Source organism: Enterococcus sp. DIV1283b (assembly GCF_051710965.1).
GTDB lineage: Bacteria > Bacillota > Bacilli > Lactobacillales > Enterococcaceae > Enterococcus_B > Enterococcus_B lactis.
On sequence record NZ_JBIOLR010000002.1, the window covers coordinates 102,901 to 126,201 of the forward strand.

Here is a 23,301-nt window from a genome sequence, read left to right on the forward strand (position 1 = left end):
ATGGTTTTAAGTAAAGAAGAAGTACAAGAAGAACTTCTCAAGACGGACTTACGAGAAATCTATCGGCGCTATTGTGAGAGTACAGGATTAACTGAAGAAGAATGTCATATGATCAAAAATTATGACGAAACGCATACTATTGAAAAAGCGATTCAACTTCGCATTGATAGTTTGAAGGAATACCAACAGATTCGTCAAGAAAAATGTAAAGAAATAGAAATTAATCAGTTGATTGATTTACTAGAACATGAAGAACTGGCAGATAAATATTTAACAAAAGAATATGAACAGATGGAACGAGATATAAATAATACAGTGGATGAAACAGTTTCCTCACAACCCGATACTTTTGATTTATGTTCTCAAAAAGAGAGGGAACGAATATGCGATTACTAAATAATTGGAAAAAAGATTTGGTTGGCACTCGATTATGGCGTGATCCTACACGAACACCATATAAATATGTCGAACGTTATCTTGGGCAAAAACGAGTTTTAATTCCGCTATTTGTAGGATTGATAGTTTTGCTTTTTTTCTTTTCTAATTACTTAGTGTCATTACCAACTGCTTTGACAGAAGTCTTTCCAAATGGACTTTTTGGAGAATGTGACTGGAGTCAATTTTTTCAATGGAAATTTTTCTTTCAACTTCCTAATACAAGAATAGGATGGATCTATTTTTTTCTCCTGTTCTTTTTTTGTACGTTCTTATTTGGTCTGAAACTATATCGTATTCGAAAGAGTTTTATGCCATTAGAAGACGTGATGACTGCGGCAACGTCTCGTTGGGCAGATGGAAAAAGCGAACTAGATTATCAGTATCCAGTTATGCCTACAGATGATATGGAAGCCTATGATGGCCCATCAGGTATGGTCGTAGGGACGTCCCCTCGTACAAATGAAGATCGAGAATGCCATCGAGTTCGAGAATATATTTCTAGTGAGCCAACGAATGTGGCTATCGTTGGGGAAACTCGTGTCGGTAAAGGGGTTTTTGGTGTTGAAAAAGCGATCGATGGATACAGTCGGACAACGAATATGAAGGAAAAACGTTCGATGAATATTCACGATCCTTCTGGAGAACTTTATTTAAAATGGAAAAAATTATTGGAAAAAAGAATGTATAAGGTCAAGCTGTTAAATTTAAATGATACAGCTGTTTCAGATACCACGAATCCTTTATCTTTGGTTGTTCATTACTATAAACAATATCTTTTTGGAAAAACAACAATTGAGAGAGATCGAGGACTCGATCAAGCCCAATCTGAACTAGCTACGTTATGTTATACCTATTTTCATGATCCGCATGCAAAAGAACCTTTTTGGCAAAATGCGGCGACTGCTTTATTTACTGCTGGATCTTTGGCATTGATTGAAGAATCTTTATTGATTCAACGAGAAGAACTTTCCAATATGTATACAATTGTGAATATGATTGCGGAAATGAACAGTGATCAAATTACTACTGAATCACACGCTGTTATTCAAAACTATACAGATGATTTAAGAAAAAGAAAACAATTATTCAGTAAATACAAAGGAAAGTCAGTATTAGACTTCTATTTCCAAGAATTGCCTTTAGATCACCCTGCTCATTTGGCTTATTTAGATATTTTGGCTTCTGCCCCTGCAAAATCAACCATTGGGAACGTTGTAACACATATGTTAACGAATTTAAAAGCGTTTCGTAGAACAGGAAATGCCAAGTTAATGGCTCAAAACTCAATCAATTACATGGATTTAGGGTTTGGAGAACAACCAATGGCTGTTTTTGTAGTTGTCTCTGACCAAGATAAATCGAATCACGAGATTGCGGCCAATTATTTCGATCAAAGCTTTAAAGAATTAACAAAAGCGGGATTAAAACAGCCGAATCGTAAGTTGCCACGACAAGTGGTGTTTCTTTATGAAGAAGCAGGAAATATGGTAAAAATCCCTGAATTAGCAACGAAAATGACCGATGGGTTAAAAGTAGGACTTAGTCATGTGATTGTTCTACAAAACTATGAACAATTAGATAAGTATGGTGATGACGCGAATACGATTATTGCAAACTGCGGAAATACCATTGTAGTTAAAACTAAATCAAAGAAAACAAGAGAAATGATTGTCGAAGACTTAGGGAATCGAGCAAACCTTTCCCTTTCACGTCAAGGAAAAGTCGCAGACAGTGAGAAAACACTCACCGATTCCATGGAACGTATCCCTATGTTAACGAAAGATGAATTATCTCGTTTACCTTTTGGACAAACGGTAGTGATTCGAAGCATGAAAACTCATGATTTAAAAGGGAATGTCATTGAAAATATGTATCCTATTTACAATCGCGGGGAAACAAAAATGTTGGAAGCGTGGAAATATCTTCCATATGAAGAAAGTACCTGGGAGGAAATCGAAGAAGAGTATCGCCATGCACCACATACCCAAATCAACTTAAGTAATTTACTTTATTTGGTTGATCCTTTCATGATTGAAGAAAAAGAAGAAAGAAGACAAGCGATTCTTGAAGGAAGAGACTTTGAAGCAGAGAAAGCTTCAAAAAATGAAGGAGAAAATCAGTCAGAAAAAGAGGATTCTGTACGTGTGCCGCAAGAAAAACATGTCGAACCACAAGTTGAAAACTTACGTTTGAAAGAATTAGATACGATTTTTGACGACTATTTTACGGAAGACGTTCAACAACAACGCATACAAGAATTGGATTCAGCCAGTCCATTAAGTTATTTCTTTAAACAGAAATTGAAAAAGGACGTACGAATCTTTTGTGAATCACAGGAAAATCCACAACGAATAGAGGAAGAATATGAACAATTGCTTCAATCAGGGACGATCAAAGATATAAAAAAATGGTTAGCCAATGTTGGTAGAGAGCCCCTTTATGAACGGATGATTCAAAGCGTTGAAAAAAATGGTTTTACTCAAATAGGAGGGGAGGAAAAATAAATGCCGTTTCTGTTAGCAAATATTATCACAGATTTTTTATTTGGAAATAGCATGTCAGATGATCAAGTATTGAAGCTGTTAAATGACTACTCTGATTATTTAACACAAGGAAATCCATGTTGGGATTTTTTACGACCAATAGCCATGAATGTTGCGGAAGGTGGCGCATGGGTTTTAGACGGATTGTATGGTGTGATGGAGAACCTTTTAAAGTTGTTAAATATTTTTGATAATCAAGCTTTCACTGACTTAATGCACAAAATAGATCCACTGAAAGGATTTCTTTTATTGATGGCAGTAGTGGGCTTTTTTATTTTGTTGATGTTTAACAAAGTCAATGGAGCGACACAAGCACCATTAAATTTATTGCTGATTTTGTGTTTAACTTTGATGGCTCCTACGTTATGGTCAACGGCTTCTACTATGACACAAGAAGTTGTGAAAGCTGTTAATACAGTAGAACAAAGTCCTGGTGAGTCGATTATTTTAGAAAATACAACTGATTTAGTCGCTGTGGCAGAAGAAGGTTGGAAACTAAAAAGCGGAGAAAATTTGAATCATTACAAGAGTGTCAAACAAATCAATATGAAAGAAAAAATCGATGAGCCTGATGATATAAAAAATGGAAAAGTTTTTGAAAAAGAAATCAAAACAGATTCCAAAGGAAAGGATTCAGTGGTAGATATTGAACAACCAAGTGGTTTTGCAGATTGGCTAATGTCTAATTTCTTTTCACCAAATTATTATCGCAACAAAGTGCGTTTTTTTAATATTTATCTAACAGAATTGGTAATGATTGTGGCATTAGCAATTACTTCCTTTAAATTTGCGATAATCATTGCCAAAATGTATGGTGATTATGTTTTATTAGTCAAAGGTGGAGTAGCAGATTTCATGGGTATGCAACGAGTGAAAGCTGTTTTTTCTGAGTTAGTTGGTAGTTTTGCTTTGTTAGTCTACGTGCCAATTCTTTTTCAAATCTATATTGTTGCGACAGTTTATATTAAGTCGATGAATTTTGATTTCTTCACTTACATTATTGCGATGGCAGGTGCTGCATGGGCATTGATCGATGGACCAAATGGATTCCAACGTGTGACAGGAATTGACGCAGGTTTGAAAGGAACTGCTGGTGTGATGATGGCAGCCTTCAGTGGGTCAAAACTTGTACGAGGGATCAAAGACTTTGGTGTGAGTACAGCGAAGTCCGCAGGTGGGGCATTAGCTGACGTTGGTGCTTTTGGTTTAGGAATGACTTTAGCTACTGCAGGCGCAGGAAATAATGGCAATGGAAAAGGAATGAAGGGAATTAACGATATGATGAATGGTGGTTCTAACTCAGAGAATAACGAACAGGAAGAAGACGATTCTCAATCAAGTAAAGGGTTTAATGAACAACAACGAGAGAAAGAACAACAAAAAGATCCAAATGATTTACAAAATCAAGAATCCTCTGAGAATGAAGAATCGTCTACAGAATCAGAAGACGTGGGAGAACATACACAAGAATCTCAAGAGACTTCAGAAGAGAATTCAGGATATTCCTCTGAATCTTCAGATTTTGATAGTTTGGAATCGCTCGAACCAACTGAAGAAACGATTGATTCTGATTTTCCACTAGGATTCAATGAAATGGCACGTCAAGAGTCTGAAGAACCGGAAGAAATGACTCATTCAGATGATTTCAATTCTTATTCATCTGGAAAGGAAGAAGCTTGTTTATCAGCTAATAATGAAAAAGAGACTGGTTTCAATCAAGAGTCTGACGATCCAAAATCTTCTAAAACTGAAGAAAAGCCAAAACGAACATTTTCTGCGAAGTCTGACCGATTAAATCAAGAATTGTCTCAACATAAGAAAAATAATCCATTAAAACAAGCAACTAAAAATAAAGTATTTGGCTATGGAAAAGAAGATCCTAGACGTTATCATACTCCTTCTTTTATAGAAAAACGTCAAGATGCCTATGAATTAGGAAAAGACTATGGAGAATACCGTCGAGAAAAGAAACGAATCAAAGGAGAATTGAAAGAAGCTAAAAAAGAAGAATAAGTGATTATATTGGTGTCTGATGAAGAACTCTATTTCTCAATAGGGTTCTTCAATTTTTACTGATAAATGAAAGGAAGGAACAAATATGTTTACTCGACCTAATCGAATCACGGATACAATGCGTGTCGGAGGTGTTTACACTCTAATGGACGCCGCTGTATTTTTTGGTGTATTGCTTTATGGTTGGAATTATATTGCAGCTTTAGTTTATCCACCTTTACGCTTGTGGTTTCGTCTATTTCTTGTATTGGTAACTATTTTTTGGATGTTGCCGTCTCCAATGAAACCAAGTCAAAAGAATATTACCACACTTGTGGATCTTTTAAGAAAGGATCTGACCATTTATCACCCAGATACGATTTATCTTTCGCAACAAGAAGCGTTTGAAGAGAATCAACAACTAATGGAGGCAGAAAAATGATTATCGATGATTCCTTAAAAAAAGAAACAAAGAAGAAAAAGAAACACAAACCAAATTACAAAATCTCAAACAGTGTCTTAAAACTGATGAATCATGTTTCTATGATTGAAGAAGATTGTATTGTCACAAGAAATGGATTTACAGATTATTTATTATTAGAAAACTATTCGATTCGTAAAGAACCAACAGAAATTCAGCGCCAAGGGATTCAAAGCTATGTAGATTTTTTCCGAAGTACTACGTCAGACATTAAATTAATTTTTATGGGGTATGCGGCAGATACAACCCAACAAATTGATTATTTGTATGATCGATTTCCAAAAGAGGGGAGTGCGTATCTGAAAGAACAGCGGGAACACAAAGTATGGGAACTCGAACGGTCACAATCATTGTTAGAAGATATCGTGTATATCCAAATTTTTGGAGAAACAAGAGAAGCGTTGGAGAATGCTCGTTCTGAAGTGTTACACAGCGTGAACAAATATATTCATATTCATCCAATCTCAGTGGCGCAAAAGAAAAGTTTACTTTATCAGTTATACAATTTAGGCGATCGCCCTCCGCAATTTGATGATTCTTTATCTGACCCAGATTATTGTAATAAAGCAAAAGAAGATTGGAAGTTTATGAGTGAGATCATGCCACAAACAGGAATTACTTTTAAGGGAAATTGGTTTAGTCAAACAGGACGGAATTATATCGGTGTCTCTCATTTATATAAATACGCAAAGAAAGAATTTTTTTATTGGGGAGAACAAATTTTTCGTCAACCTGGTGTGATTACCACAGTTGATATTTCTCATTTAGGTTTATCCAAAATCAAAAAAGAGTTGAATAAATCCATTGGAGAGAGTCGTGATAATGCGAGAAAGGGATTCTCAGAGGACATTCGACAAGAAGCAGGTATTGAGTATCAATTGTTAAAAGAATTGATGGAGGACATGATTACAGGGAATGAGAGCGTCAAAGAAGTGACGACACGTTACTATATTTCAGGAAAAACGAAAGAAGACGTCCAGCAACAAGCAGATAAAATCAATCAACGACTTTCTATTAGAGGTTATAAAGCTTCTTTCTTTTTGGGAGAAGAAGATACAGAGTTATTGGCACTTTATCGTTCACATAAAGAACAAAAGCAAGCAAAAAATCGTCAAGGGAAAGAGTTGACGACGAATGATTTAGGAGCAAGTTATCCATTGAATTACAGCCAATTAATTGATCCAAGAGGCCTTTACTTTGGTCGAACCAATACAGGAGGATTGGTTATTTTAGATATGTGGCACAAGGATTATATGCGCCTTTCTTATAATTTTGTGTTGATCGGTATTCCTGGTTCTGGTAAAAGTTCAACGTTGAAAAAAATCGGTAGTCACAATCATTTATTAGGCAACTATACGTATTATTTTATGGCAAATGCCGAGAATAATCGTTTCATGAAAGCTTATGGTGGTTTGTCGTTAGACGCTTCTGGTCGTGATGGAACAGTCAATCCTTTCCAAATATTTGCGACAGTGATTAATGAGTTGACTGGCGAAGTAGATGAACAAGAAAGTTACAACGTTAGTAAGAATAAATTGAAAATTATCTTCGCAAATATTCATGGAGAAAATGATCCGGAGCTAAATACGTCATTGGATATGTATATTGATTTGTTTTATGAAAAATGGTTTTCTGATCACCAAATGGTATTGGAAAATGCCACGCAATATGAAGCGATTCAATATCCTTTATTGGAAGATTTTTCTCAGTTTATTCACAATGAATTGTTTGAAGAGGAAAGGAAATTTCGCTCCTCCCTATCAGAATTTGAAGCCAAAAGGTTAGATAAAATCTATTCAGTTAGTCAAGCCATGTTACGATCAGATGGAAAAATTTTTAATCGACATACGACTTTAAATTTTGAAGATTATTACTCCGTCTCATTTGATTTGAGTAGTTTGTTAAATAAAGGAAAAGCTGTATTCAATGCACAATTTTATAATCTTCTTTTCTTAGTATGGAATCTTGCGATGACACGAGGGATGAGAGAAAAATATTTTGTAGATAATCATTTGAAACGTCCAGAAGAAGCGATACGAAATTTGTTAGTGATCGATGAATTTCATAATATTACCCGACAAGAAAACATGGACGCCATTGATTTACTTGATCGGTATGAACGAGAAGCACGTAAAGCTTTTGGAGGTTTAGGCTTAGCTACGCATGATATTTCAGATTTATTTTCTAAAGGGGCGTCCGACAACTTTAAGGAGAAAGTACGTAAACTTTTGAAGCTGTCGACCTATACTTTTATCATGAAACAAGACCCAAGTTCGATTGACGAATTAAAAGATTCATTCAAAGAAACCCTACGTGAAAGCGAACTAGAAAGTATTCCTAATCTCAATCAAGGACAAGCCATTTTATCTATCAAAGGAAAAGGAAATTTCCAATTGAATATAGATTTATCAAAAGAAGAAATCGAAATTTTTGCCGGTGGGCATTAGTTTAGACGCTTATTTTTTGAGAGGAAGGTGGAACCTTATCGTTACTTTTATTCAACAAAAATGGAAAAAAGCGAAACGATTTTTTGTCGAGCATGCGGATCAATTTTATCGCATGGCTCTTTTTTTAACGTTAGGAATGGTCGTATTTTTTGCGGTACCTTCCATTCTTTTAGGAACAGAAAAAGATTTGGCGGACACGCCTATCGGTGTAAATCATAGTCTTTCTTTGAATGATCTAACCCTTACACAATTAGAACGAGGCTATAACGAAAAGACACATTATGCCGAGATATTATTGAAAGTAGATGGAACAATGCCAGAGGGTGGAAAGTTAGAAATGATTGCTTCTGAATCAAAAACAGAACAAGAAATTCCCCATCATTTGATCCGGTTAACAGAGAACTATTATTTGATTCAGCTCTCTCAAATTCCAGAAAACTGGAAATCCATTGTCATTGATATTGGCATTGTTTCTCCAACAAATCCTGACTTCGATCCAAAAAGTATTCAAGATTTATTTGAAAACTATGGTCGAAAAGAAGTCGATCCAGATGAAGAAACCGTACAAGGTGCTTTGTTTATGAATCGAAAAAAAGTATCAGAAGATTCGAAGGCAGAACCACAAAATGAGGACAAGTATTTGGCAAAATGTTTAGAGTTACAAATCAAAGAATCAGAAAAATTGATCCAAACAAATAAAGATTTGATTCGTCAAAGTCAAAAATTTATTGAAGGAATTAAGAGGGAAATCAATGAGTTAGAAAGCGAAAAGAAATACGAAACAAAGACAGAAATTGAAGAAACCAATCAAGAAATTCAAACGAAACAATCACAAATTAGTGAGTATGAGACAAAAATTACTGAAGCAGAATCTAACAATGAGGAATTGCAGGAGAAGATCCAAAAGCTTCATGAACAGATTCAAGATTACCAGGAGAGAGGGCAATAAAATTAATCATTTGTGAGAAATTGACTGTCACCTAATCGGTTAAAACTGTCATCTGTTAGATGATTAGTGTCACCTATTTTGTGATTCCGTCATCTAAACGGTGAAAACGGCTATTTTAGGGGGTACCTCAAAAAGCCCGACACTGTCGGGTTGGGGGACGTTTAGGCCCCCCTTTTTGTCTTATGCTCTTGCATTAGTAATGGCAAATTACATTTTAGAACGAAAGAGAGGGAGATCATTGATTCGATTTGTATTGTGTTTATTGATCCTTTTTATTTTTATGGGTTGTATTTTTTATGGAAACTATTATTTTTTATCAAACAAAGGAGAAAAATTTCGTCAATTTTTGTCGACTATGAGGTTTAAAAGGAGAAGATGATTAATGGATATAAAAATTAAAAATGTGAATAAAGAAGAGTGGGATCGTTTTGAAGTATTTTGTAAAAAATCAAATCGTAGTCGCTCAGAAATGTTAAAGGAATTTATTCGTGATGCAGGAAAATTTGAAGCAGTACTCGAAACAGAATTACGAATGAAGGCGATAATAGATGATGTGATTGCCCATTTAGATTTAAATACACAAGCTTACTTGTTAAATGTAAAAAAAGGTATTTTACCAATGATAGATACAGAAGAGGAGAATAGCCATGAAGTTTTCAATCAACCCTAATTTACAAACGGAAGAATTATTAAATGAGATGTTGGAGAAATTTGGTGGATCAAAAATTGAAGTGATCAATATTTTAGCGGATCGTTACTTAGCACAAGAAAAAATGATCGAACAACTACAAGAAGAATTAGATGAAGAACGTCGCTTGCGAAAAAGTTTGTTGCGAAATTTAGAAAACAAAATGAATGTGGTGTACGAAATTGAAAACACACGACTTCATTACGAAGATTTTCCCAAAATGAAATCGTCTGATCAAGAGCCCAATCATATTTTAAGAGAAGCAGAAAATCATTTAGAGATGAAACGGAATCAAGAGATTTTTCATCACTTTGAACAGCGAGTGAATGACTGATGGGGGCGTCTCCTGGGATTATTATGACTGGAAAATTTGCTCGACCAGGTTCGTCTGCATTTCAGTCTTATATTGATTATATGGATCGAGAAGAAGCTGTTCGTAATGAAGCCTATGAATCCTACTCTGCTTTTACGAATAGAGAAGGGACGAGTGCGGCGTATGAAGGAGATGAAGACGAAACATTAGAAGGGTACATTCATTATATGGCGAATCCTGTCAAAACGTCTCGCTTGTTTTCCGCAGATAAACACCAATTAAATGAAGAAGATTTAAAAAGAATGAAAGAACAATTTACTGCCGCTGCTAAAAATGGAAGTGTCATGTGGCAAGATGTTTTTTCATTTGATAACCAATGGCTGGTTCAACATGGTTACTTAGATGAACGAACGAATCAATTAAAAGAAGAAAAAATTCATGAAGCCATTCGATTAGCGATGTTTACAATGTTATCAGAAGAAGGAATGACAGATTCCGCTGTGTGGACAGCTTCTATCCATTACAATACAGATAATATTCATGTCCATGTAGCGACTGTCGAACCTTATCCTACTCGAGAAAAGAAAAAGTTTGTCGATCCAGAAACGGGTGAGTTGGTTACTGAAGTCAAAGGATATCGTTCACGTAAGACCATGCGTAAAATGAAATCAGTTTTTGCCAACCAATTGTTAGGTTTACAAAAAGAACGTGCGAAAATTGATGTGTTGCGTAAAGTAATGATTGAGGGAATACGTTCCGAACAAGGACAAGAACAATTGAATCATATGGTTATGGATTTACAACGTGTGGCTGAAAAACTGCCAGAACAAAAAGGTTACCAGAAATATGGTTACGCAGAAAAATATGGATTTAAAAAAGAATTAGACAAAGTGATCCAGTCTTTTATCAACCAAAATTTTCCTGAGTTGTATCAAGAAATGATGGATCGACAAGCATATATTCAGTCAGAAGAAGAGTCTGCATTTGGAGAAGGTCGGAATAGTTCTGAAAATAAATTGCATACCTTATACACACGTCTAGGAAACCATATTTTAAAAGAAATCCAAGCGATGGATCTCGTTCCTAAAAAAAGACAAGTCAACGGTTCATTAGGAGATATGATGATGGAAGATCAGTCAATTGATCTTGACAAAATCACAGAAGAGAATCAGACAAAACCGACTGAAGCTTTTCAACTTGCACTTGAACGAATTGTAAATAATCCTGCACGACACCGAGCCAACGAGCCTCCAGTTTTGGAAAGTTTGTTGGCTTATATTCGTACGGAAGAAGAAAAAATGAATGTAATCGAGGAAGAATCCGATGAACGTGAACAATACAAACAAGAATTAAAAAATGAATGGAAACTTCGCACAAGTAATAACCAAAGAATAACCATTCAGGAAGTGGAAGAAAGTAATTTTCCCCCGATGTTGAAAAAAATGATTTTAACAAGTTCGAGACAAGAAACGATTACAGAAGAAGTATTCAATGAACAAATCAAATACTTTATCGATCATTGTTTACCAAAAAGTTTTGAAGTATCAGAATACCAAAAGGAATTTGTAAAAAGTTTGAAAGAATCAGTTGAGAAAATTGAAAATAATCCTTTCCAACATAAAGAAAATGAACCACCCACAGCGGAAGAATGGCACCGTTACTTTCAATCATTGGAACAATCCAGACCAACAGAAGATTCTTATGACCATTTATTCCAAAATCAGGATGAAGAGGTGCGCTCCATGTATCAACGAACCAAACAATTATCTGACAAACAATCTAAATGGACGAAGAAGCGTCGTTTTCCATTATCCAAAAAAGAACGTGATATGTTACAAAAACAATGGCAGAAAGAAGTAGCTAAGCGAAAACAAGTGTATCAACTGCAACGTGTATTGCGAGAGAATACAGAACAATGGCGAAATGAACGCTTTTATGAACGAAACATTTTAGATCTATCCGTTTGACGAGTGAACAACTTTTATTGAAGTTGTTCTTTTTTTATTACTAAAGGAGGATGTTAGATGAGTTACTATTCACCAAATCAAATAAAGGAAGCACGTAATTCAGATATTTTAGAATATATGATCTCAAAAGGAGAAACTTTCCAACGCCAAGGCAACTATTATCGTCATGCGGAACACTCTAGCTGGGTATATGATAGTCGTCGAAAAGTGATGTTTTTCAATAAAGAAATTGATCAACCTGCAGTTAATAACTGTATCATATTAGCGATGAAACTTTACGATTTTTCTTTTGAAGAAGCCATTGGCGATATTTTAGGCAGTGAAGTCAAGGTGTTGTCTGAAGCCGATTATCAAGTGAAGGAGAATGAACCGTTAAATTATCAACGAGACATTAAAGAACAGTCCAATTTTTCAGAAGTGTTTTCTTATTTGACCAAAGAACGAGAAATTGACCCAACGATTGTGACCTTATTTAATCAAGCCAATTTAATTGGTGAAGATCGCTATCAAAATATTATTTTCAAATTTTTTGATCGAACCCAAATCATGAATCCTACAGTGGTGGGCGTGGAATTAAGAGGAACACGTTTTTTACCAGAAGAAAAACGATTGATCAAGGATCGTCCTTATTTTCTTTTTCAACACCCAGGAAATCAAAAAGATGCGATGTTTTTTGCTAGTTTAAACTCGAAAATGCCTACTGGAGAATTAAAAGTATTTGAAGCACCGATTGAAGTGATGAGTTATCTTTCTTTATATAAAGAAAATTATTTTGGTGCGAAAAAAGTATTGGTAAATACTGATTTTTGTGCTATGTCAGGGTTGAAGCACCAAGTCGTAGAATCCTATTTTAGAAAAGTATTAGAATCCAATCGGAAGATGGCAGAAGGGAAGAAAACGATTGTCCCACGTATTTCGTTGTGTGTGAATAATGATGAAGCAGGAAGAGACTTTGTCGATCGTTTTAAAAAGTATTTGGCACAAAAGGGATATTCAGAAACATTTATCAACTATAATGTTCGTCAAGAATTGCCGGTATCACAATTGGGGAAGTCTGAATCCTTTGACTATAATGATTTATTAAAAGAAACCAATCATTTGAAAACTGTCGATCAATCCATGATGGTTCAAGAAGACAACGTGATGAAACAATCTATATTGGCTAAAGAAGACAACGTGGTGGAACAATCCATAGTAACTGAAGAAGATAACGCAGTAGAACAGTCTTTGATAGTCAAAGAAGATAATGTGATGGAACAGGCGTAGAGGTATCTAAATGAAATGGAAATTAATGGTGTTGGGTTCAGGGGTTCTTCTATTACTTTTACCTTTTTTTATTATGCTAAATATGATTATACAAATGATTGGTTCAGTAGGAGCAACAGAGGAAACAAGCTTTTACTCAGAAGGAATGTTTACAGGTGAGTATACGGAAGATTTACCTATTTTTGAAGAAATCAAAGGAAGAGGCCCCATTACAGATGAACATGCGAGATACGCTGTAGGAGCGGCAGTCAAATACAAATTATTACCTTCAGTCATTCTTTCGCAATTAGGATGGGAAAGTGCCTATGGACAATCTTATTCTGGAAAAAATGATAACAATTATTTTGGGATAACTTGGTATTTAGGTTGTCCTTACCCTAAAGGTAGTGCAAGAGGTGTCGGAGGAAGTGAAGGAGGAAATTACATGAAATTTCCTAATGCAAAGGCATGCTATGCATACTATGGATACATGGTGGCTACTCAATCCAATTTTAATGCGTGTGTGGGAAACAAAGATCCTGGACAATGCCTTTTAATTCTAGGCAGGGGAGGATATGCAGCGGCAGGAATTACCGAAGGAAGTGCCTATTATCAAGGAGCTATGGGAATTATTAAATCCTATAATCTAACAGAATACGATGAATTTGCGATCAAAAAATGGGGAAGCATTGGTTCAACTTCTAGTGGCGGAAGTACTGGTAGTTTAGGTGGTGGATGGTACAATCCATTTCCTGGATCAAGTTTAGAGCGAAGTTCATTTTTGGGAGGACAACTTTTTGGAAAAAATCCTGGTGGAGAATTTCGTGTGAATGGTTTCCACAATGGATTAGACTTTGGATCGGTTGATCACCCTGGAAATGAGATACATGCGGTTCATGCAGGAACTGTCGTATTTGCTGGTAATCCAAGTATTGCGGCACTGGGTTCATGCGTCATTGTGATAAAGGATGGTGATTTAAGCATGGTGTATCAGGAATTTGGTTCTTCTCCTTCAAATGCACGTGTGAAAGTGGGGGATAAAGTGAAAGCAGGACAAGTAATAGGAATAAGAGATACGGCACATTTACACTTAGGAGTTACTAAGAGCGATTGGTATGCCGCACAAGCTTCAGCATTTAAAAATGACGGTGTTTGGTTAGATCCATTGCCTTATTTACAACAAAGTGGAAAGTAGGAGAGAAGATTGAAAAAAGTGATATTACTCAGTTTACTAGCGGTTCTTTTTCTTTCGAGCTGTCATAGAAAAGAAGAAAAGACAGTAGAAGAAACAACTACTAGTCAGTCAACTATGGTTTTGGAAGATAAGACGACTGAAGCAAGTAAAGAGCCCGAAAATCCACGTCCGATGTTATTAGCATTTGGAAATAAATTTTTAAATTTCAATTCATTAAAAGAGCGGAATCAATCCGTAAAAGAATATATGACAGAAAAATGCCAAGAAGAGAATGGTATTAATGTCGATTTAGATGCTAAATTTCGTAGCGTAGGAAAAATTATCAAAGTGTTTCAAGATACCGATAATGAAAAGCAATATGCATTATTGGGAGAAGAAGACAGTCGTGGGGTGAAAAACGAAGTACTATTTGTTGTTCAACTGGTTGAAGAAGATGGCCAATATAAAATTAATAATTTTCGCTATGAACAACTCCATGACCACTGAATAATACTAAAAAAGAAATGGAGATGAAATACCAAAACATATGGGAATTTTTACAACAAATAGATCAACCAATTGGTATATTTTTTAGAAGATAAGCCTAATTATTTTAAACTTTGTTCATTTTCAGCTATCGATGATTATATACGTTGTTAAATTTAATTTTACATGGTAAAATCATGTGTGAAGAGGAGGAATGTAGAATGATTAATGTAACAGCTAGAAAAGTTGGTAACTCAATCTCTATTTCAATTCCTAAACAATATCAAGTCGAAGCAGGAACAGAGTATGTCACCTATAAGTCAAAAAATGGAGGATTGATTTTTACACCCAAAATTAAAAATCCATTTTTATCAGATGAATCTTTTCAAAAGACTGAAGAGGAGGAATGGCAATTTTTAGCTCAGGAGGAGATAGAAAAAGATGTATGAACCGCAACAAGGTGATCTCATATGGTTGAATTTTACGCCTTCTTTTGGAAGAGAGATGAGGGGGAAACACCCAGCACTGGTTGTTTCTTCCAATGCGTATAATCGAAAAACGAATTATATTATTGTGTGTCCAATTACTTCAGGCGGAAATGATTTTTCTGGTTATATTCCATTACATGGATATAAGATACATGGAAGAATAAATGCAACACAAATTCATAGCTTTGATACTGAGCGAATTGTAAGCAAAGAATTTATTGATCGATTAAGAGGAGAAGATTTTTTATTAGTGAAACAAATTCTAGATTATTCACTAGAAATTGATTTTTGATTATTGATAAAAACCTAAGGAGGGGCGTATTTGCTCCTTCTTCTTTTATTTTTATGGGAGAATTATGACAGTTAGCTAAGATATATAAATAATTTATTTTCTATAACAAAAACATTTGAGAACGTTAAAACGTACGCTATAATCAGAGGTGAATAAACAAAAAAGGATGTGAACATAATGGAAGTCACTACACCGACAAATGCTCGTAATAATATTTATGGGTTGATTAGGCACGTTGTTTCTGATAATCAACCTGTAGAAATTATCAATACAAAAAATGAGAATGAGAGTGTCGTTATGATCAGTAAATCTGATTGGAATGCGATTCAAGAAACATTATATTTACAAAATACAGGGGTTCTTGATCAAATTAAACGTCACGAAAATGAAGGCACAGAAGAGCTAGGTGAAATTGATTGGGATTCACTATAGAGATTAAGAAAAATGCCAAAAAGGATTTACCAAAATTGAAAGCAGCAGGATTGCATAAAAAATTTGATGAACTGATTCAAGTGATTCGAGAAAATCCTTTTCAAACTCCACCACCATATGAAAAATTAGTTGGTGTTCCATATTATTCAAGAAGAATTAATATACAGCACCGATTAGTTTATAGCGTAGATACAGAAGAAAATGTGGTAGTTATCCTTTATATATGGTCACTTTATGAAAGAGGATTAAATTAGAAAAAATATACTAGTACCATTCAACCCAAAAAGAAAGTTAGAGGTGAGAAAATGACTTATAATTTTTACGATGAGTATTCTATCGCGCGCAATCAATTTCATAACCAGCAATTCCCTTCAGAATACTTAGATGATATTTTAGTTCGATTAGCTTATCATTCAAGTGCTATTGAGGGAAATACTATATCTTTACCTCAAACTGTTTCTATCATTTTGCACAATACAGTTCCAGAAAGAACTTCGCTACGAGAATTGTATGAGGTTGAGAATCATAGAGGTGCTTTTGCATTAATGCTTGAAAAGGTGCAAGAGAAAGAAAAACTATCAGTATCTTTAATTAAGGCTATTCATGAACGTTTGATGGATAAATTAATTATTGACCGAGGTCGATTCAAGTCCAATGAAAATGCGATATTAGGGTCAGATTTTGATACTGCTTCACCACAGGAAACCCTATTGTTAATGCAACAATTGGTTAAAAATCTAAATTTTCGTTTAGACAATGCAAAGACTGAAGGCGAACAACTTGAAGCAATTTTAGATTCACATATCCAATTTGAACGTATACACCCATTTAGTGATGGTAATGGACGTACCGGTCGATTAATTATGAATTATTCTTTACTCAAAGAGGGATTTCCACCTTTAGTGATTCAAACGGAAGATAAAGGTCAATATCTGGAGTTATTAGCTGAACAAAATGTCAGAGGGCTAATGAAGTATGCTCTTGAACAAATGGCGAAGGAAGAAAAACGGCAAGAACAATTCATTGAAAAAGAAAAAGTACAGGAACACGATTTAGAGTTATAAAAAATTGAATAGAAAAGGGTACGCCTTTTCTAAGGAGGGGCGTATCCGCTCCTCCTTCTTTTATCTTTGTGGGAGGAAAACTATGAATTATCAAAAGTACAAAGAATTAGGAGATTTATTCAAGGAAACATTTCGATCGGTTGTTTCTGATAAAAACAATTTATTTGATTTTTTCAACCAGGTTCAGATGTTTCATAAATACGATATTTCTGAGCAGATATTTATTTACGGACAGAAATCGAATGCTACCCATATCGCTGATTTTGATACGTGGAAAAAATTAGGACGATTTGTTAAAAAAGGAGAAAGATCTATTGCTGTCCTCAGTCAGTCAACAGGGAAAATAAATATAAAACATTATTTTGATCTTTCTCAAACAGATGGAAAAGAACTTGATTTTCCAGATTATACGTTAGGAAAGAACGACTGGAATATTTTAGTTAACCAAGAGATAGAAGATTTAATTGATGAAATAGTTGATTTTACTGAAGAACCAGATATTCGTAGATTATCTATAGAAATTAGTTTATTTCTGGTATTTTATTAAAAAGGATGATTTGATAAGATGCTAATATATTTATCCACTATTTAAGGAGAGAGGAATGAAAAGAATAATAACTGTAATTAAAAATAAAAAATACTTATTATTTTTATTAAGTTTGGTAATCGTTTCTTTATTTTCTAATATAATTGATAACAAATTTTCTGACATAATTGATTATTTTATCTTATTCATATTTAGTTTAGATTTCTTTATTAATTTATTTAAGAGCAACAATAAAATGAAATATTTAAATAATCATTTTTTTGATTTGATTTGTTTGATTCCCTTTTACTCTGGGTTTAGACTTTTAAAATTTTTTTCTATAGCAATTTCAATTATTGATTTATCAACAAATAAAAATATTAGATTAAAGAAATTAATTAATAGAAATATTAAATTTTTTGTATGGTTTTTTTTAATTATTATTGTCTTACCCTTACCCTTACTTTGGATTGAAGAAGATATAAAAAGCTATGAAGACTTAATTTGGTGGACTATGCAGACTGTTACGACAGTTGGTTATGGAGATATAGAAATTACAAGTAAATTTGGCAGAATAATAGGAATAATTCTGATGATATTAGGAGTAAGTTTGATTAGTATGTTAACAAGTAATATTTTGAAAATAATGGATTTAGATGGTTCCTAAATATTGATATTATGAACAATGTCTGTTTCTGAAGTAATTTTAAGGGTTATTTTTAAGCATAGATTTTTTCATTCATAGTATATTATTTGATAATTTTCTAATATATTAAATGAAGAGGAAGTGAATTAGTTGTTAATAGAAGCTGTTCATGTTCAACCAGCACATGGAAGGATAAATGATTCCATCTACTTGAAAAATAAGATATTTACTTTTCGTGTAGCTAAAAAATTAGAAAAAAAGATTCAAAAGGGAATGCTTGTTTATTCTAAAGATGGTCAATTGGTTTATGTAAAAAACATAATTAGTGGTAGATCTAAAGAAGAAGAAAACGAGTATACTGCGGTCATTAGTAAAATTTTTAATGAAACCCCTAGTGTTCTCCCTGCACGAAAAGGAGAAGAAACACCTAAAATACGGTTCATAAACCAAAATACGATTTTTGAAGGATTATTGTTGGAATTAAAAGATAAGACCTTACACAAAACTAAACGAAAAGTTTATTTTAAAGTACCACCAACTGTTCATAAGAAAATTGGCATAGGAGATATTGTTATCTTTTCTGTTAAAGGTAAAAAGTATCATGTATTAATTACCCAAGTCTATAAACCAACGCAATTTGATAAAGAAGTATCTATATTTGAACCAAAATTTAAACCATTCTTTTTAAAAAAAGCTGCGAAGGGTTTCAAAAAGACAGATTATATCACTATACCAGAGGAAGAAAATATTGTAACTTCTGAGAAAAATCAACAAATCAATCGTAAACGTCCTTTTACGATAAGAAAAACAAGTAAATAAGATCTTATATTTGAGGTACCAGCACTAAGAAAGTGACGTCACTTTTTATTCTAAAATTTTAAAAGTGATAGCACTTTACGCACGTGTTAATACGTGTTATGATTATTTTGTAAGGAGGTATAGTGCACAATGCCACTTACGGGAAAAGAAATGCTTAAGTTATTGAAAAAAAATGGCTGGGTTGAGCGAAGGCAAGAGGGATCTCATCATCATCTTTATAAGGATGGTGTTAGAATCACTGTTCCTGTTCATGCCAATCAAGATCTTGGCCGAGGACTTGAGCGAAAAATTTTAAAGGATGCGGGATTGAAATAATCTCGCATTCGATTAAAGAAAGGATTGACTGAAATGTTAAGTGAGCCTTTAGCAAAAACCTATCCTGCTATTTTTAGCCCAGAAGAAGGTGGTGGGTACTTTATTGAATTTCCTGATGTTCAAGGTGCTTACACAGGAATTAATGAAGACGATATATCTTATGGAATTGCTATGGCACAAGAGGTGTTAGGTATGGTTTTAGCAGATTATATTGAGCATGAAGATCTACTTCCAGAACCAACACCAATCAATAAGATTTCTGTTGAAGATGATTCTTTTACTACTTTAATTCGTGTAGATGTTGCCAAATATTTGAAAGACACAGAACTTGTCAAAAAAACCTTAACAATTCCTCAATGGGCGGATAAGTTAGGCAAAAGGGCTGGCATAAATTTTTCAGTCCTTCTAACAGAATCAATTGCAGATAAAGCAGATAACATTCTTCGTTCTGGAAGAAATAATTAGAACTCAAAAGGGTCAGAAACTTAATAGTTTTTGATCCTTTTTTAATTGCTAGTTTCATAGATCCTTCATCAGCTCACTTAATTAGGTGCCAATTTAAATTTTAAATGGCAATTACTTTTGTACTTATTCAGCAATTAATATTTTTATTGACTTTTCCAAAAAATAAATGATATACTACTAAAGTATATTTACTGCGTATAATGGTTCAGCGTAAAGCACACAATAATAGTGTCTTTGCGCTTTTTTGTGTAAAGACGAAGAAAGAGGTTAATATTTTGGATTTTTATATGAAGTTACCACGTAATAGGAAAGAATTTGGTTTGTTTTTATTTATTGTTTCAGTACTTTCTGTTAATATTATTGCGCCACTTATTTCTGGTTTTGAAATGGGATTTAGCTTTAAGACATGGAAACATACTTTAAAGGTGTTACCATTCATTTGGATCGTTGTTGTTTTATTGGTTTTGCTAACTCACACACCCGCTTCAAAGATAACAAATTTTTTAATTTCAAAAGAAGATAGTTTTAATTCACATATGATTATCAATTGTTTGGTGAACGTGATGATGATGTCAATTGTTTTAACAGTAGTTGGTAGTTGGATTGGAATGAGAACTATTTCATGGTTACCTGTTGAACAGTTCTTTTACAAGTGGCCTCGTAATTTTACAATTGCTTTTTTAATAGAAGCTTGTATTGCACAACCGTTTGCTCGTTTAATTTTAATGAAAAAACATCAGATGGAAGATAGAAAATCAGTGATGGATATTTAAAAAGCTACCAAGAAACATTAGTATCTTTTGCTATTTATTACTGAAAATTTTTGCCGTTTAAATAAAAAATGACATAACGTAAGAGAGTAATAGTTTTTTGAAATCTGATATTATTAAGTATTGATATTCTATAATTGAGTTTATTATTCGTATATGATAATATAATTATAGAGATAAAGATATCTCTCAATGATCAGGCATTGTAATAACTCGATACTAGAATTGGACTTGGGGCCAATAGTTGGCGAGCAACAGAAAAACTCGATACTAAAATTGAACTTTGGGTCAATAGTTGGCGAGCAATAGAAAAACCTGATTTTTAATGATATTTTGAGAGTCAAGCTTAGCTTGACTCTTTTTAATTTATTGTAGGAGTAAAATGATGATTGAAAAAAAATATTTCGAACTAATTAGAAACGCATTTTCTATTTATGATAAAGAATTCAATAATTATGAATTTACTTATACATACAAACATAGATTAACCAAAAAAATATGCAGATGAAAATTGTATTTACTCCAGGTAATTTCATGCACCTGTGTGGCGTAAAATATGACTATAGTGCTACACAATTTTATAAAGCTATAAAAAGAAAGAAAATTTCATTAAAGAAAATACATGTAAAAGATGACGGATCAACAGGACAAAAACTACAAATTATTCATTTACTGGAATTATTATCTTCGTCAGGTGTTAGGATATGTGATAATGGTTCATTTTATAATTTGAGTTTTGACAAAGCTATTCGTACAAGTAAAATGATAATAGCTTTAACATGTGTTAGGACGGAAAACCAATATGCGCCACAGTCATTATTAGCGTTAAATGGGACAACCAATAAAAACTTATCTAAATTTTTATTAGAATCTCACGAAGTTGTAAAAATCGAGAAAGTAAAAATAGGCACAAATGATATTAGCAAAACTATTTTCGAGAAGACAGTATAAAAAGGTCAAAAAATAAAAAAATTTTGACCTTTATTTTTTTACGCATTTTCTTACTTTTTTAGTAATACATTTAATTTTATTAACTTAGTGAAAAACAAGAAGGTCAATTGAGTATACCCAGTTGGACTTTCTATTTAGCTGTTAAAAACTTAAATTAGAAAATGACACTGAAGTTGAGCAAGAGAAATAAAATAAAAGGGTCAGAAACTTAATAGTTTTTGATCCTTTGTTAATTGCTAGTTTCATAGAACTTTCAGTAGTTCACTTAATTGGGTGTCATTTTTCTAGATAAATGGCATAATTTTTTAGATGCTTTTGTAGCTATTGTTGACTATGAATATGACAAATAAGTTAGAAAAAAATGTGCCAATTAAATATAAAAATGACACCGTTGTTAGAGGGACTACTTAGCATACTGTACATTATGTCTAATAACTCTACAAAAAAACAATTATTTATTTGTTTTTTGCCGATTATGAATCCAAAACAGTATTTTATGAAGGTGGTCGTCATTCTAAATAAAAATATTTTATAATTCACTGAGAAAACGTTTTTTTAAATATCTTATGTTTGAGGTGATTTTGATGAAAAAACAGTTATTTAAAACATTTTTATTATCTACTTCTATTTTAGCTTTTGGTTCTGCTATTACTCCGAGCGGAGCGATATTCGCTAGTGAGGACAGCATTTCTGATATAGCCACTTATTCTGACGATGAGTACTACTATGTGTTAGATGAACCAGTTATTCAAACAAGAACTTGGTCTAAACCTCAAAGCTGGTCAATTGCTAAAGGAAGCCGTACTTATTTGGGTATAGAAACTCATAGTCGAGGTACAAAACTATCTGTCAGTGCAAGTGTTTTTGGGATGAAAATCGAAATAGCTAGAAACACCTCTGCAAGTGGAAAATTTAAAAAATATCGTCAATATGCAAGAATAACTGTAACCTACAGAGTTTATCGTAAGATAGATAATAAATATATTCGTACTCAAACTTCTACAGCAAATACACAATATATTGATTATATTCCTGCCTAATGATAATAAAATGGATAATTAGTATTACTTACTTGATTTTAACCTTTGCTATCCCATCATTAGGAGTACCGTCAAATATATATTTTTTATTTGAACATAGTGATATGTTTTTTTTAGTGCTGATAATTATACTATTTCATTCTACCTTCGCTCGTGAATTCAAAGAAGTAAAACTAAAAAAACTCTTTAAATATAGTTTTTTTTCATTCTCTGCTTTATTCCTAATCAATGTTCTAAATACACCTTTCTCAGAAGGTATAATTCCTAACGAAGTAAATGGTTCTCTCACTTTATTCTTCTTAAATGCTGCTACTTATGGAACGTTTTTAGAAGAAGGAATTTTTCGATTTTGCATGATTGATCCTCAATCAAATAAAAAACAACAATATATTTCAATACTAATTTCTTCTTTTCTATTTTCTATTGTTCATGGGGGAGGTCTAAGTATTTTCTTTATTGGTATTATTTTAAGTTTTGTTTATATACAAACAAATAATATATGGTATTCCATATTTGTCCATGGATGTTATAATACAATCGGCATATTAATCTATTTGATATCTATATAAGATAAAACGAAAAATCAATTAGTTTGTTACAAAAACAGAATTCTACAGAAAACAAGCGAAACTTTACAAAAAGTGGCTAGCATTTGCTAGCTTTTTTGCACTGTCATTATGAAAGATAGTAAAGAAAGCCAATTCTATAATAAATAGAATCGACTTTCTTTTGCTTTTTGGCTATCTCAATTACATCAAAAAATTAATCTG

The 23,301-nt window shown here is 33.3% G+C and carries 26 protein-coding genes; all 26 read left to right on the plus strand.

The genetic code is table 11. The features are described 5' to 3' along the window. The 26 genes from IGJ53_RS14765 (at window position 1) to IGJ53_RS14890 (ending at window position 23,100) form a co-directional block, all read left to right on the plus strand. Window positions 1-396 carry a hypothetical protein gene (locus IGJ53_RS14765; protein WP_438750619.1) on the plus strand — a complete coding sequence of 132 codons (396 nt, stop codon included), beginning with the start codon at window positions 1-3 and terminating at the stop codon, window positions 394-396. Next, window positions 384-2,942: a type IV secretory system conjugative DNA transfer family protein gene (locus IGJ53_RS14770; protein ID WP_438750621.1), complete on the plus strand. Its 2,559-nt coding sequence runs from the start codon at window positions 384-386 to the stop codon at window positions 2,940-2,942. Before IGJ53_RS14765 ends, IGJ53_RS14770 begins: the two co-directional genes overlap by 13 nt. Further along, window positions 2,943-4,994 carry a pLS20_p028 family conjugation system transmembrane protein gene (locus IGJ53_RS14775; RefSeq protein WP_438750623.1) on the plus strand — a complete coding sequence of 684 codons (2,052 nt, stop codon included), beginning with the start codon at window positions 2,943-2,945 and terminating at the stop codon, window positions 4,992-4,994. Window positions 4,995-5,079: 85 nt separating this feature from the next. Next, complete coding sequence (locus IGJ53_RS14780; protein ID WP_002334427.1) at window positions 5,080-5,415, plus strand: DUF5592 family protein; 336 nt, start codon at window positions 5,080-5,082, stop codon at window positions 5,413-5,415. Beyond that, window positions 5,412-7,901, plus strand: coding sequence for a VirB4 family type IV secretion system protein (locus IGJ53_RS14785; RefSeq protein ID WP_438750626.1), 2,490 nt, complete (start codon window positions 5,412-5,414; stop codon window positions 7,899-7,901). Before IGJ53_RS14780 ends, IGJ53_RS14785 begins: the two co-directional genes overlap by 4 nt. A 16-nt stretch (window positions 7,902-7,917) precedes the next feature. Next, window positions 7,918-8,850 (plus strand): hypothetical protein, encoded by a 933-nt coding sequence (locus tag IGJ53_RS14790; protein WP_438750628.1) that lies wholly within the window; start codon window positions 7,918-7,920, stop codon window positions 8,848-8,850. Between the two features lie 382 nt (window positions 8,851-9,232). After that, entirely contained in the window at window positions 9,233-9,520 is a 288-nt protein-coding gene (locus IGJ53_RS14795) for a hypothetical protein (protein ID WP_438750630.1), read from the plus strand. After that, window positions 9,498-9,872: a hypothetical protein gene (locus IGJ53_RS14800; protein WP_438750632.1), complete on the plus strand. Its 375-nt coding sequence runs from the start codon at window positions 9,498-9,500 to the stop codon at window positions 9,870-9,872. The genes IGJ53_RS14795 and IGJ53_RS14800 overlap by 23 nt, the downstream gene beginning before the upstream one ends. After that, window positions 9,872-11,818, plus strand: a complete 1,947-nt coding sequence (gene mobP2 / locus IGJ53_RS14805) for a MobP2 family relaxase (protein WP_438750634.1) — start codon at window positions 9,872-9,874, stop codon at window positions 11,816-11,818. The genes IGJ53_RS14800 and mobP2 overlap by 1 nt, the downstream gene beginning before the upstream one ends. Window positions 11,819-11,875: 57 nt before the next feature. Beyond that, complete coding sequence (locus IGJ53_RS14810; protein WP_259742187.1) at window positions 11,876-13,084, plus strand: DUF3991 and toprim domain-containing protein; 1,209 nt, start codon at window positions 11,876-11,878, stop codon at window positions 13,082-13,084. A 94-nt stretch (window positions 13,085-13,178) separates the two neighbouring features. Continuing rightward, a complete protein-coding gene (locus IGJ53_RS14815) occupies window positions 13,179-14,258 on the plus strand; it encodes a glucosaminidase domain-containing protein (RefSeq protein ID WP_375379640.1) in 1,080 nt (359 codons plus the stop codon). 18 nt (window positions 14,259-14,276) lie between these two features. Next, window positions 14,277-14,744, plus strand: a complete 468-nt coding sequence (locus IGJ53_RS14820; protein ID WP_311135322.1) for an EF0163 family protein — start codon at window positions 14,277-14,279, stop codon at window positions 14,742-14,744. A gap of 200 nt (window positions 14,745-14,944) precedes the next feature. Continuing rightward, entirely contained in the window at window positions 14,945-15,172 is a 228-nt protein-coding gene (gene mazE / locus IGJ53_RS14825; RefSeq protein ID WP_259742184.1) for a type II toxin-antitoxin system PemI/MazE family antitoxin, read from the plus strand. After that, window positions 15,165-15,503, plus strand: coding sequence for a type II toxin-antitoxin system PemK/MazF family toxin (locus IGJ53_RS14830; protein WP_259742183.1), 339 nt, complete (start codon window positions 15,165-15,167; stop codon window positions 15,501-15,503). The genes mazE and IGJ53_RS14830 overlap by 8 nt, the downstream gene beginning before the upstream one ends. 177 nt (window positions 15,504-15,680) lie before the next feature. After that, entirely contained in the window at window positions 15,681-15,935 is a 255-nt protein-coding gene (locus IGJ53_RS14835; protein ID WP_010720565.1) for a type II toxin-antitoxin system Phd/YefM family antitoxin, read from the plus strand. Then, window positions 15,920-16,189 carry a Txe/YoeB family addiction module toxin gene (locus IGJ53_RS14840; protein WP_201065149.1) on the plus strand — a complete coding sequence of 90 codons (270 nt, stop codon included), beginning with the start codon at window positions 15,920-15,922 and terminating at the stop codon, window positions 16,187-16,189. Before IGJ53_RS14835 ends, IGJ53_RS14840 begins: the two co-directional genes overlap by 16 nt. A gap of 51 nt (window positions 16,190-16,240) precedes the next feature. Continuing rightward, window positions 16,241-16,999, plus strand: a complete 759-nt coding sequence (locus IGJ53_RS14845) for a Fic family protein (protein ID WP_259742182.1) — start codon at window positions 16,241-16,243, stop codon at window positions 16,997-16,999. Between the two features lie 82 nt (window positions 17,000-17,081). Continuing rightward, window positions 17,082-17,546 (plus strand): ArdC-like ssDNA-binding domain-containing protein, encoded by a 465-nt coding sequence (locus tag IGJ53_RS14850; protein ID WP_259742181.1) that lies wholly within the window; start codon window positions 17,082-17,084, stop codon window positions 17,544-17,546. Window positions 17,547-17,601: 55 nt separating this feature from the next. Next, entirely contained in the window at window positions 17,602-18,192 is a 591-nt protein-coding gene (locus IGJ53_RS14855; protein WP_201065158.1) for a two pore domain potassium channel family protein, read from the plus strand. 129 nt (window positions 18,193-18,321) lie between these two features. Continuing rightward, the gene (locus tag IGJ53_RS14860; RefSeq protein ID WP_259742180.1) at window positions 18,322-18,990 is read left to right on the plus strand and encodes a hypothetical protein; all 669 of its coding nucleotides are present in this window, start codon (window positions 18,322-18,324) and stop codon (window positions 18,988-18,990) included. Between the two features lie 129 nt (window positions 18,991-19,119). After that, window positions 19,120-19,305 carry a type II toxin-antitoxin system HicA family toxin gene (locus IGJ53_RS14865; RefSeq protein WP_065305698.1) on the plus strand — a complete coding sequence of 62 codons (186 nt, stop codon included), beginning with the start codon at window positions 19,120-19,122 and terminating at the stop codon, window positions 19,303-19,305. Between the two features lie 33 nt (window positions 19,306-19,338). After that, window positions 19,339-19,770 carry a type II toxin-antitoxin system HicB family antitoxin gene (locus IGJ53_RS14870; RefSeq protein ID WP_002305052.1) on the plus strand — a complete coding sequence of 144 codons (432 nt, stop codon included), beginning with the start codon at window positions 19,339-19,341 and terminating at the stop codon, window positions 19,768-19,770. A 275-nt stretch (window positions 19,771-20,045) separates the two neighbouring features. After that, window positions 20,046-20,543, plus strand: a complete 498-nt coding sequence (locus tag IGJ53_RS14875; protein WP_259742179.1) for a hypothetical protein — start codon at window positions 20,046-20,048, stop codon at window positions 20,541-20,543. A gap of 501 nt (window positions 20,544-21,044) precedes the next feature. After that, complete coding sequence (locus tag IGJ53_RS14880) at window positions 21,045-21,491, plus strand: PBECR4 domain-containing protein (RefSeq protein ID WP_259742178.1); 447 nt, start codon at window positions 21,045-21,047, stop codon at window positions 21,489-21,491. 584 nt (window positions 21,492-22,075) lie between these two features. Then, window positions 22,076-22,531 carry an LMxysn_1693 family intestinal colonization protein gene (locus IGJ53_RS14885; protein WP_201064914.1) on the plus strand — a complete coding sequence of 152 codons (456 nt, stop codon included), beginning with the start codon at window positions 22,076-22,078 and terminating at the stop codon, window positions 22,529-22,531. Between the two features lie 104 nt (window positions 22,532-22,635). Next, complete coding sequence (locus tag IGJ53_RS14890; RefSeq protein ID WP_242478299.1) at window positions 22,636-23,100, plus strand: CPBP family intramembrane glutamic endopeptidase; 465 nt, start codon at window positions 22,636-22,638, stop codon at window positions 23,098-23,100. The last annotated feature ends 201 nt before the right edge of the window (window positions 23,101-23,301 follow it).